The organism is Actinomadura sp. 7K507, from assembly GCF_004348425.1.
GTDB lineage: Bacteria > Actinomycetota > Actinomycetes > Streptosporangiales > Streptosporangiaceae > Spirillospora.
Genome location: NZ_SMKK01000289.1, coordinates 1 through 10,560 on the forward strand (window position 1 = coordinate 1; position 10,560 = coordinate 10,560).

The window sequence follows — 10,560 nt, forward strand, 5'->3', positions numbered from 1 at the left end:
CCGATGCCGTCGCAGGAGACCGCCCGTGGCGTGCTGTGGGCGTTCGTGCCGTTCGTCACCCTCGGCTACGGGACGCCGTTCTCGTTCTTCTACGCGGCCGTCCGCCGCGGGTCGTGGGGCCTCGGCGCGACCGCCGCCGGATACGGCGCGGGCAGCGCGGCCGTCCTGACCATGCTGGGGTCGGGCGACCCGGTCCTCACCGTCCTCAGCTCGTTCATGGCGATCCTGCTGTGGATCGCCGGCACCGGGCACGCGTTCGCCATCCGGTCGTCCGTCTTCCCGCGCGAGGGTGCGCGCAACCGCCGCAACCAGCACGCCATCGAGGTCGCCAAGTACCGGCGGTCGCTGCGCGAGGAGGCCAGGGCGCTCGCCGCCGAGGACCCGGCGCTCGCCCACGAGCTGCGGATCGGCCGTCCCGACGTCCCCCGCACCTATGACGACGGTGGTCTCGTGGACGTCAACCACGCGCCGCCGGAGATCCTCGCCGCGCTGCCCGGCATGACGCCGGAGATCGTGGAGCGCGTCGTCAGCCGCCGCGACGAGCAGGGCGGCTTCGTGTCCGCCGAGGAGATGGCGGTGGACGCCGACATCCCGCCCGACGTCCTCCCCCAGATGGCCGACTTCACGATCTTCCTGAACTGACGTCCCGGCTTCCCGAACCGACGTCCCGGCGCGGCCCTGCCCTGCCTCAGAGTGCGACCGCGAGGACGCCCGTCAGTGCGAGCTGGGCGAGGGAGAGCGGGACGAGCCAGGCCCAGGCGAGCTTCTGCAGCTGGTCCTCGCGCATGCGCGGGAAGCTGACCCGCAGCCAGATGACGCAGAACGCCAGCGCCGCGACCTTGAGCAGCGTCCAGAGCCAGCCCAGCTCGGTGTCCAGGAACGGGCCCTTCCAGCCGCCGAGGAACAGCACGGTCGTCAGCGCGCACAGCACCACGATCCCGGCGTACTCGGCCAGGATGAACAGCGCGAACCGCAGCCCGCCGTACTCGGTGTACGGGCCGAAGATGATCTCGGAGTCGGCGACCGGCATGTCGAACGGCGGCCGGCGCAGCTCGGCGAGGCCGGCGACGAAGAACACCACGCCGCCGATCGCCTGCCAGGGCAGCCACCACCAGCGCCACTCCTCCACGATGCCGCTGAGCGACAGCGTGCCCGCCGCCATCGCCACCGACGACGCGGCGAACACGATCGGCAGCTCGTAGGACATCAGCTGCGCGGCGACCCGCATCCCGCCGAGCAGCGAGTACTTGTTCGCGCTCGCCCAGCCCGCCATGATCGCGCCGATCACGCCGACGCCCATCACGGCGAGCGCGAAGAAGATCCCGGGCCCGAGGTCGAGCGCGACCTGCCCGTCCGGCCCGACCGGGATCACGAGCAGGACCAGCAGGTACGGGACGAGCGCGACACCTGGCGCCAGCTTGAACACCCAGCGGTCGGCGTCGCGCGGGACCACGTCCTCCTTCTGCGCGAACTTCACCCCGTCGGCGACGAGCTGCGCCCAGCCGTGGAAGGCGCCCGCGTACATGGGGCCGAGGCGGCCCTGCATGTGCGCCATCACCTTGTGCTCGGCCTGGCCCACGAGGAGGGGGAGCAGCGCGAACGCGGCGGCGACCAGGGCGAGCTTGACGACGATCTCAAGCATTCGGGCCCCAATCGTCCGGAACCCCCGGTGGGCGGACGCGGCGGCGGCTCGGCGCGCCGTGGCCCGATTCACCCGGTTCCTTGGCGCCCGGCCAGGGCTTGGCGACGCGGGAGGCGAGCACGAAGTCCTTGCGGAGGGGATTTCCCTCGAACCCGTCCGGCAGCAGCAGCGGGACGAGGTTCGGGTGGCCCTCGAAGAGGACGCCGAACATCTCCGACGTCTCCCGCTCGTGCCAGGCGGCTCCCCGGTACACCCCCGTGGCCGTCGCCAGCACCGGCGCCCGTTTCGGGACGCGGGTGCGGACCAGCAGATGATGGCGGCGTTCCAGCGAGTACACGTGGACGACGATGGCGAAGCCCTCGTCCAGTTCGTCCACGCCGGTCAGCCAGTCGAAGAATCCGCAGGACAGGTCGTCGCGCGCGAACGTCAGCGCGTCCAGCCAGTGTTCGGGCGGGACGCCGACGGCGAGCCCGCCGAACGTCTCCTCGGAGCTGATCTCTTCGCCGAATCGGGCGGTCCAGGCATCGGCCAGTTCCCGGCCGGGGGCCGGTTCGCCGCTCACCGGTCGCGCCCGATCTCGTCGTCGTGCCCGTCGTCGGTCAGGCCGGGGATGATCGACGGATCGTGCTCGTCCAGCGGGCGCTCGCGGTACCGCTGGGACTCCTCGGCCGCGGGCTCGTCCGGTGGCGCGGGCTCGTCCTCCACGACCGGGACGGGCCGTGTGGTCTCCTCGTCCTCGACGACGGGGACGGGGCGCGTCGCCTCCTCGTCCTCCTCCTCGACGGCCGGGACAGGCAGGGTGACGTCGTCGGCCGGGTGCATGGATGGCGGCCCGTCCACGACGGGTACGGGACGTGTCTCGTCCTCCTCCGGCCGGACGTGCGGCGCCTCGGGCTCGGCGGCCGCGGCGTCCTCGGCCCGGCCCGTCTCCCCCGCCATGACGTTCCAGTGCTCGAAGGTCTCGTCGTCGTCCCCGTTCACCGGGGGCGGCGGCTGGATGGGGCGGCGCAGGACCGACGCCGTCATCGGCCGCGGCGGCGGAGGCGGCGTGACGGGCTCGGCACCGGCGTAGCGCTCGCCCAGCGACTCCGCCGCGATCTTCTCCTGAAGGTGGACGATGCCGTGCAGCAGCGCCTCGGGGCGGGGCGGGCAGCCGGGGACGTACACGTCCACCGGGACGATCTGGTCGACGCCCTTGGTCACGCAGTAGGAGTCCCAGTACGGGCCGCCGCAGTTGGAGCAGGCACCGAACGAGATGACGTACTTCGGCTCGGGCATCTGCTCGTAGAGGCGGCGGATCGCGGGCGCCATCTTGTCGCTGACGGTGCCGGAGACGACCATGAGGTCGGCCTGCCTGGGACCGGGCGCGAACGGGATCACGCCGAGCCGGATGAAGTCGTGCCGGGCCATCGACGTCGCGATGAACTCGATCGCGCAGCAGGCCAGGCCGAAGTTGAAGACCCACAGCGAGTAGCGGCGGCCCCAGTTGAGCACGAACTTGATCGGCTTGGGCGCCAGTCGCGACAGCGGCCCGACGGTCGGCGGCGGTAGATCGATAGTGCCCACGGGTGCATTGTTACAGTCCGCCGGGCTCTGGCCAGAGGTTCGGACGGACGTTCGTCCCCGATCGGCCCGGCAGACCCGGTCCCACAGGGGTCAGACCCAGGAGAGGACGCCCTTCTTGGCCGCGTACGCGAGCCCGGTGGCGAGGAACCCGAGGAACACGAACATCTCGCCGAGCGTCGTCGCCCCGTAGCCGGGGGATGAGAAGATCGTGGCCCAGGGGAACAGGAATACGGCGTCCACGGCGAACACGACGTACAGGTAGGCGAACACGTAGTAGCGCACGTACGAGTGGGCCCAGCCCTCCCCGACCGGGTCGACGCCGCACTCGTAGGTCGTCAGTTTCTCCGCGGTGGGACGGCTCGGGCGTAGCATCCGGTTCGCAACGAGACCTCCGCCGACGATCCCCGCGCCCACGAGGAGCAGGACGACCACGACGACATACGTGTCGAAATAGTTATGCACCAAAGCCTCCTCGCGTGCGTCTCATCCAGTATCCCCTCCACAGGGACCGAGGAGTCTGTGGCTTTGTGCCTCCACATCGGAGGCACACGATGTCATGGTTTTACCGCACGCTAGTCTTGCATTGTGGGTCAATTGACCTGGAAGGACGTGACCAGATGAGCAACCCCCCGCCTCCGCCGGGCTGGGAAGCCCCGGGCGGCTCCTCCTGGCCGCCTCCGCCGCCGCCCGCAGGTCCGGGCGGGCCCGGTCCGGGCGGCCCCGGGGGACCCGGTCCGGGCGGACCTGGTGCCCCGCCTCCACCACCTGGCGGTTTCGGCGGCCCCGGTGGAACACCTCCCCCCTTCTTCCCTCCGCCCCCCGGGAGCCCGATGGGGCCCGGCATGCCCCCGCCGAGGCGCAGCGGAGGCGGCGGCGCGCTGATCGCGGCGATCCTCGGCGGCGGCCTCGTCCTGCTGCTCATCATCGGCGTCGTGGTCTACGCGGTCGCCATCGGCGGCGGCAAGACTCCCGATGAGAAGCTGACGGCCGCGGCGAGCAACCTGTCGTCGTCCGGCGCCGTCGCGCTGGACGGCACGTTCGGCGGCAGCGGCGGGTCACTGCAGGGCGAGCTGAACGTCACCAAGGGCGGCCGCGCGACCGGGCCCGTCACCTGGAACGGCTCCAAGGTCACGCTGCTCTCCGCGGACGGCAAGCTGTTCGTGAAGGCCGACAAGACCTACTGGGAGCGGGAGATCTCCGGCGACGACCCGTTCTTCCTCAGCGACGGCGAGCAGTGGGGCCGGCTGGACGAGAACGAGCTCAACGTCGACTTCCAGAAGAACCTGACCCCGGCGGCACTGGCCACCAAGGTCCGCTCGGCCCGCAACTCGACCACCGACCCGATCGAGACCACGTGGAAGGGCGAGCAGGCGCTGAAGTTCACCAGCTTCTCCTCCACCATCTACATCACCGACGACGACGACGCCGAGTTGCTGCGCTACGAGGCGACCACCCCGCGCGTCCGCGTGGACGTCACCCCGAAGGAATCCACCGACGCCTCGTCCGTCATCTCGGACATGCGCACGAGCATGGGCGAGCTGAAGGACTCCTTCAACGCCTCGGCCCAGCCGCGCGTCTCCGAGTGGAAGAAGGGCGGCTGCAACAGCGACTCCGGCTGCACGGTCGAAGCCAAGATCCGCCCGCCGTACAACGTGGAGACGCCCGTCACGATCGACGTGCGGTTCCGGATCACCGCCGGCTCGCTGAGCGGCAGCGACCTCGGCAACTGCACCTCCACCATCACGATCAGCAGCAGCAGCCCGCAGTGGGCGAGCTGCCGGGTCACCAGCAGCGCGTGGACGCGCTGGGCCAAGGACTCCGGCGGCACCTTCTACAAGCACGCCGACTACAAGGTGATCGGCGCCACCGAAGAGGAAGTCCAGGCGCTGCAGAACGGGCTCGACAGCGAATAAGGCCGCAGGTGAGGCGCGTTGCGCGCTGAGCCCGCCGCCGGACCCCTTTATGCTCTTTTGGGGACCCCCCAGAGGCCCGGCGGCCGCCCCCCCGAACGGCTGAACGTCCAACAGTCCCGTCGGCCCCTCCGGAGGACCCACAGATCCCTTGCTTTGTCCCTGACGGTCGGGCCGAACCCGGCCCCCGAAGTGAGCAGAGTGAGCCCCGAGTGAGCGCTGACCAGGACGAGCCGTCACCGACGGCCTCTTCCCAACCCCCACCGCCGCGTGATCCCGCGGCGGCCTCCGGCAAGGGCGAACCGGCCCGGCCGGACGTGCGGGTCGCGGGCGGGACCGTTCCACCCCGCGAGACCCCACCGCAGGGCACCGCGGTGCCCCCTAACGGTCCCGTCGCGCCGGGCGTCCCGGGTCAGGGCCCCTCGGGCGGGCCGGTTCCGCCGGGCGGGCCCGTGATGCCCGGGGCGGCCGGACGGCAGGTGCGCAGCCGCAAGGAGCAGTTGCTGCTGATCGCGTCCGGGGCGGCGGCGGTCGTGCTGACGGCGAGTGCCGTGGCGGCGGTCGTCATCACCGGCGACGACGAGGCGCCCGAGAAGCGGGCCGAGGCGACCGTGGCCGCGGCGCCTCCGGCGTGGACGGTGGCGGCGGGGCGGCGGCTCACGTCGGGGACGGGGCTCCGCTACGACGGGTCGATGAGCGTCGGCGGCAAGCCCGTCCAGGCGCATCTGCGGCTGTCGCCGTCGGGCCTGGCGACCGGCACGCTGACGGCGGGCGCGCTGAAGGCGGACGTCGTCGCGATCGGCGGCGACACCTACATCAAGGCCGGGCCCGCGTTCTGGCGCGACTACGTCCCGGAGGTCCCGAACGGCGGCTACTACGCCGGCCGGTGGTCCAAGGCGCCCAAGTCGGTGCCCGGATTCGACGTGCCGGACGTGCTCGGCCCGGAGGCCATCGCCCGCCTGCTCGCCAAGGCTCCGGCGGACCCGCCCGAGGAGAACGTGAACGGCGTCCCCGCGTACAGGATCAAGACGCGGGGAGCGGAGTACCTGATGACCGCGGCCGCTCCGCACCGGCTGCTGTCGGTGCACGCGGGCGGGCCGAACGCGCCGCTGTTCACCGCCGCGCCCGTGGCGGCGCCGGCGACGCTGTTCGCGGAGCTGCGCCCCCGCGTCGCCGGACTCGGCGGCGCCACCGACCCCGCGGTGCGCTTCAGTCCCGGGTCGCTGACGTTCAGCAGCTGCGACCAGAACCCCAACGGCTGCACCGTGAGCGTGCCCGCGACGATGTCCGTCCCGCGGGACACGGTGCCGGACGGCGCGCGGGCGCAGCTGCGCGCCACGATCACCTCCGAGGGCGAGCGGCTCGGCTCGTGCACGGCGTCGAAGACGGTACCGGCCAACCGCGCCCTGGTGCTGCGCTGCACCGTCACCTCCAAGCGCTGGCGCAACTGGATGCGCAGCGCGCTCGACAACCCCGGCTCCTACCCGTACGGGGCGACGGCGCACGTGGTCGGGGAGGCGGTGCCCGAGGACGAGGTGGAGAAGCTGCTCGCGCGGGTCGACCGCGAGCGTGCGGCGGTGGTGAAACCGGCGCCGACGACGCCGTCGACGCCGGGCCCGGCGGAGCCAGGCCCGTCCGAGCCGGGACCGTCGGAGTCCCAGGAGCCCTCGGGGCGGCCGGAGGTCGCCACATCGCAGACGCCGGGACGGCCATGACGCGCTTGACCAGGGGCGGTGAGCTCGAACGAAATTCGGGCCATCTACACTTCGGGCTGTGAACTCCACGCCCGCGGGGAGCCGGGGCTCCTCGACGAAGCCCGCGCTGCTGGTCAAGCGGTTGCACGTTGACCTGTGCCGTCAGCGCAGCAGCCTGTGTCCACGATGAACTCGGGGGCCCGCCCAGGTCGTACCACCGGATAGGACCTGCCCGAATCCCGGGGAGCCGAGTGAACTCCGCATCGAAGTGATACGTCTTGTGTTATTACGGGGTTCACGACCTCCCTGGAAGCGGGACGTCACATGACGGGCGGAGTGGCGGCCGCGGTCCATGCCTCCATGACCTGCGGCCACCGGGAACCGGGACAACGGCGGGTAGCCCCTGCCCCGTCACGGTCAGCACTCGACCCCGTCCCCGAGAACACCATCCCACCCCGGACATACCATGAAGGTAAGCCTAAGTAGCATCACGATCCTGGGCGCCTCCCCCAGGACGGGTGCTGCGCGTCGAGGAGGTCTTCCTCTGTGACCAAACAGGTCCAGCAGCTCGACCGCGTCATCATCCGTTTCGCCGGAGACTCCGGCGACGGTATGCAGCTGACCGGCGACCGCTTCACCCAGGAGACGGCGGCGTTCGGCAACGACTTGTCGACGTTGCCGAACTTCCCGGCCGAAATCCGCGCCCCCGCCGGGACTCTCCCCGGCGTGTCCAGCTTCCAGTTGCACTTCGCCGACCATGACATTCTCACCCCGGGCGACGCGCCCAACGTCCTGGTCGCGATGAATCCCGCCGCCCTCAAGGCCAACCTCGGGGACCTCCCCCGCGGGGCGGACCTCATCGTCAACACCGACGAGTTCAGCAAGCGCAACCTCGCCAAGGTCGGCTACGCCGAGAACCCCGTCGAGGACGACTCCCTCGCCGAGTACCGGGTGCACGCGCTGCCGCTCACCTCGATGACGGTGACGGCGCTCGCCGACTTCGACATCAGCAAGAAGGACGCCGAACGAGCGAAGAACATGTTCGCGCTCGGCCTTCTGTCCTGGCTGTATCACCGTCCCACCGAGGGAACGATCAACTTCCTTGAAAGGAAGTTCTCCAAGAAGCCCGAGATCATGAAGGCCAACATCGCGGCCTTCCAGGCGGGCTGGAGCTACGGCGAGACCACCGAGGCGTTCTCGACGCAGTACGAGATCAAGCCGGCCGAGCACGAGCCGGGCCTCTACCGCAACATCACCGGCAACATGGCGCTCGCCTACGGGCTGGTCGCCGCGGGCGTGCAGAGCGGGCTGCCGATCTTCCTCGGCTCCTACCCGATCACCCCGGCGTCCGACATCCTGCACGAGATCTCCAAGCACAAGAAGTTCGGTGTCCGCACGTTCCAGGCCGAGGACGAGATCGCCGCCGTCGGCGCGGCGCTCGGCGCCTCGTTCGGCGGTTCCCTCGGCGTCACCACGACGTCCGGCCCGGGGATCGCACTGAAGAGCGAGACGATCGGCCTCGGCGTCGCGACCGAGCTTCCGCTGCTGGTCATCGACGTGCAGCGGGCCGGTCCGTCCACCGGGCTGCCGACCAAGACCGAGCAGGCCGACCTGCTGCAGGCCATGCACGGCCGCAACGGCGAGGCGCCCGTCCCGATCGTCGCGCCGCAGTCCCCGTCGGACTGCTTCGACGCGGCGATCGAGGCGGCCCGGATCGCGGTGAAGTACCGCACGCCGGTGATCCTGCTGTCGGACGGCTACCTCGCCAACGGCTCCGAGCCGTGGCGGCTGCCGGACGTGGCGACGCTGCCCGACATCGAGCCGGAGTTCGCCGCCCCGTCGCAGGAGGACTTCCAGCCCTTCCAGCGGGACCCGGAGACCCTCGCCCGCCCGTGGGCGATCCCCGGCACGGCGGGGCTGGAGCACCGGATCGGCGGCCTGGAGAAGGCCGACGGGTCCGGCAACATCTCCTACGACCCGGGCAACCACGACAAGATGACCCGGCTCCGCCAGGCCAAGGTCGACGGGATCGCGAACGACATCGCGCCGCTCGAGGTGGACGACCCGTCCGGCAAAGCGCGCGTGCTGGTGCTCGGCTGGGGCGGCACGTTCGGCGCGATCTCCGCCGGCGTCCGCCGCGTCCGCGCCGACGGGCAGCACGTCGCCCAGGCGCATCTGCGGCACCTCAACCCGTTCCCCGCGAACCTGCCCGAGGTCCTGCGGTCCTACGACAAGGTCGTCGTCCCGGAGATCAACCTCGGCCAGCTCGCGCTGCTGCTGCGCGGCCGGTACCTCGTCGACGTGATCGGCTACAACCAGGTCCGCGGCCTGCCCTTCAAGTCCGAGGAACTCCAGGGCGTCATCCAGGATGTGATCGACAGTGAGTGACAACGGAGCCAACGGAAACGGCGCCGCGAACGGAGCCAACGGCAACGGGAACGGCCGGTCGCTGCTCTCCCTCGTCCCGAAGGCGGACGAGAAGCAGACGATGAAGGACTTCAAGACCGACCAGGAGGTGCGCTGGTGCCCCGGGTGCGGTGACTACGCGGTCCTCGCGGCCGTCCAATCCTTCCTGCCGGAGCTCGGGCTGCGCCGGGAGAACATCACGTTCGTCTCGGGGATCGGCTGCTCGTCGCGGTTCCCGTACTACATGAACACCTACGGGTTCCACTCGATCCACGGCCGCGCGCCCGCGATCGCGACGGGCCTGGCCACCTCCCGCCCGGACCTGTCGGTGTGGGTGGTGACCGGGGACGGCGACGCGCTGTCCATCGGCGGCAACCACCTGATCCACGCGCTGCGCCGCAACGTCAACCTGAAGATCCTCCTGTTCAATAACCGGATCTACGGGCTGACCAAGGGGCAGTACTCGCCGACGTCCGAACTCGGCAAGATCACCAAGTCGACGCCGATGGGGTCGCTGGACGCGCCGTTCAACCCGCTGTCGCTGGCGATCGGCGCGGAGGGCACGTTCGTCGCCCGGACGATCGACTCCGACCGCAAGCACCTGCAGTCGGTGCTGCGGGAGGCGGCCCAGCACCGCGGCACCGCGCTCGTCGAGATCTACCAGAACTGCAACATCTTCAACGACAACGCGTTCGAGCCGCTCAAGGACGCGTCGGTCCGCGACGACGTCACCGTCCGGCTGGAGCACGGCGAGCCGATGGTGTTCGGCGCGGACCGCTCCAAGGGGCTGCGCCGCGACGCCTCCGGCTCGTTCGAGGTCGTGAACGTCGCGGACGTCGGCACCGCGGAGATCGCCGTGCACGACGCCCACAACCCTGACCCGTCGGCGGCGTTCGCGCTGTCGCGGCTGGACCAGCCGGCGTTCGAGCACACCCCGATCGGCGTCTTCCGCAGCGTGGACCGCCCGTCGTACGACGAGCTGATGCGGGCCCAGCTCGAGGACGCCGTCGAGTCCGAGGGCAAGGGGGATCTGGCGGCGCTGCTCGGCAGCGGCGACACCTGGCGCATCGACTGAGCGACGCCCTTTGAGGCCCGGTCCCGGTTCACCCGGGGCCGGGCCTTTTGCGCATTGAAACCCGGCGAACGGGGCACGGTTCATCACATGGTGAGCAACCGGCGAGATCCCTTGGCCGCATTCGGCCGGTACACGGTGCGGGACCGTGTCTCATGCTGAAAGACTGCTGAGTAGATCTTGGAGCCGGGGAGGTGACGATGCGGGTCATTCCGCGCCGCAACAAGGGTCGTCGGCAGAACGAGGATCCCGCCTCCCCCCAGAATCCCC

At 70.8% G+C, this 10,560-nt stretch carries 8 protein-coding genes and 1 pseudogene; 5 read left to right on the forward strand and 4 right to left on the reverse strand.

Features of this window, described 5'->3' with window-relative positions; genetic code table 11:
* On the forward strand, positions 1 to 642 hold a 642-nt coding region (locus tag E1285_RS39475; protein ID WP_132159717.1), incomplete at its 5' end, for a helix-hairpin-helix domain-containing protein.
* A gap of 46 nt (positions 643 to 688) precedes the next feature.
* Here the strand turns inward: E1285_RS39475 and E1285_RS39480 are convergent.
* From E1285_RS39480 to E1285_RS39495, 4 genes and pseudogenes are all read right to left on the reverse strand, one after another.
* Positions 689 to 1,642, reverse strand: a complete 954-nt coding sequence (locus E1285_RS39480) for a complex I subunit 1 family protein (RefSeq protein WP_132159718.1) — start codon at positions 1,640 to 1,642, stop codon at positions 689 to 691.
* Positions 1,635 to 2,204, reverse strand: a complete 570-nt coding sequence (locus tag E1285_RS39485; RefSeq protein ID WP_243723368.1) for an NADH-quinone oxidoreductase subunit C — start codon at positions 2,202 to 2,204, stop codon at positions 1,635 to 1,637. Before E1285_RS39485 ends, E1285_RS39480 begins: the two co-directional genes overlap by 8 nt.
* Before the next feature lie 521 nt (positions 2,205 to 2,725).
* Positions 2,726 to 3,169: pseudogene (locus E1285_RS47910) on the reverse strand (NADH-quinone oxidoreductase subunit B family protein); the annotation flags it as partial.
* A gap of 129 nt (positions 3,170 to 3,298) precedes the next feature.
* Positions 3,299 to 3,670 carry an NADH-quinone oxidoreductase subunit A gene (locus E1285_RS39495; RefSeq protein WP_132159720.1) on the reverse strand — a complete coding sequence of 124 codons (372 nt, stop codon included), beginning with the start codon at positions 3,668 to 3,670 and terminating at the stop codon, positions 3,299 to 3,301.
* A 380-nt stretch (positions 3,671 to 4,050) separates the two neighbouring features.
* On the opposite strand from E1285_RS39495, the gene E1285_RS39500 reads away from it, so the two are divergent.
* From E1285_RS39500 to E1285_RS39515, 4 genes are all read left to right on the forward strand, one after another.
* Complete coding sequence (locus E1285_RS39500) at positions 4,051 to 5,121, forward strand: hypothetical protein (protein WP_243723369.1); 1,071 nt, start codon at positions 4,051 to 4,053, stop codon at positions 5,119 to 5,121.
* A 209-nt stretch (positions 5,122 to 5,330) separates the two neighbouring features.
* Positions 5,331 to 6,833 carry a hypothetical protein gene (locus tag E1285_RS39505; protein WP_132159722.1) on the forward strand — a complete coding sequence of 501 codons (1,503 nt, stop codon included), beginning with the start codon at positions 5,331 to 5,333 and terminating at the stop codon, positions 6,831 to 6,833.
* A 525-nt stretch (positions 6,834 to 7,358) separates the two neighbouring features.
* Positions 7,359 to 9,200: a 2-oxoacid:acceptor oxidoreductase subunit alpha gene (locus E1285_RS39510; RefSeq protein WP_132159723.1), complete on the forward strand. Its 1,842-nt coding sequence runs from the start codon at positions 7,359 to 7,361 to the stop codon at positions 9,198 to 9,200.
* Between the two features lie 61 nt (positions 9,201 to 9,261).
* Entirely contained in the window at positions 9,262 to 10,293 is a 1,032-nt protein-coding gene (locus tag E1285_RS39515) for a 2-oxoacid:ferredoxin oxidoreductase subunit beta (RefSeq protein ID WP_243723371.1), read from the forward strand.
* Positions 10,294 to 10,560: the final 267 nt, after the last annotated feature.

Excerpts from the sequence above, each read along its gene's own strand:
- E1285_RS39480 (WP_132159718.1), bottom strand. The coding sequence starts at position 1,642 with ATGCTTGAGATCGTCGTCAAGCTCGCCCTGGTCGCCGCCGCGTTCGCG.
- E1285_RS39500 (WP_243723369.1), top strand. The coding sequence starts at position 4,051 with ATGCCCCCGCCGAGGCGCAGCGGAGGCGGCGGCGCGCTGATCGCGGCG.